This is a genomic window from Synechococcus sp. H55.10 (genome assembly GCF_047502715.1).
GTDB lineage: Bacteria > Cyanobacteriota > Cyanobacteriia > Thermostichales > Thermostichaceae > Thermostichus.
In genome coordinates, this window is sequence record NZ_JANSJJ010000159.1 from 1 (window position 1) to 705 (window position 705).

General features: G+C 61.0%; 1 protein-coding gene. It reads left to right on the forward strand.

Annotated features, from left to right (window positions below):
- Nucleotides 1-183: 183 nt before the first annotated feature.
- Nucleotides 184-705: biotin transporter BioY (locus NW858_RS10225; RefSeq protein WP_414520430.1), on the forward strand; the 522-nt coding region annotated here is incomplete at its 3' end.

Sequence of the window (705 nt, forward strand, 5' to 3'; positions counted from 1 at the left end):
GATAGGGGATCTGGCCTCTTTGTACTCGGCCTGCAACTCCCCGCGAAACAAAGGGCGAATCACCGCTCCGGCCGCGTCGGCTAGGGCCTGGGCTAAGGCAATCCACTCTGGCTTAACCACTCTCTTACCTACCTTATCGGGGCTGTATCCTCTCCTAGGATAAGGAAAGATTTTCCAGCGGCTATGCGCCCTGGCCGGCTTCTAACCCCTCTGGAATGGCTTTGGACGGCGATTGGGGTGATCTTGACCATTTTGGGCACCCTAACCCAGGTAAGCTTGCCGTCTCAGTGGCCAGGGGTGGGAGGGTATAGCTTTTCCCTGCAAATTGGCGGCATGCTGCTGACGGCCTGTCTGGCAGGGCCGGTGGCGGCAGTGTGCGCCCAGATTGTCTATCTGGGATTGGGGTTGGCGGGGCTGCAGGTGTTTGCCCAGGGAGGCGGATGGCAATACCTGAACCAGCCCGCCTTCGGCTACCTGCTGGGCTTCCTGCCCGCGGCCTGGGCCTGCGGGACAATGGCCTTTCGACACACGGATCCTCACTTACCGACCGCTTCCTTTCCCCCTCGCCGCAACCCCTACGTGCTGCCCAGCATCTCTGCGCCAGTGCGCCTGCAGGACTTGGGATCTGCCAGCTTGGCAGCTCTGGCCTTGGTTCACCTGACCGGAATTGTCTATCTTTTGGCCACCCAACCTTGGGATGGGGAG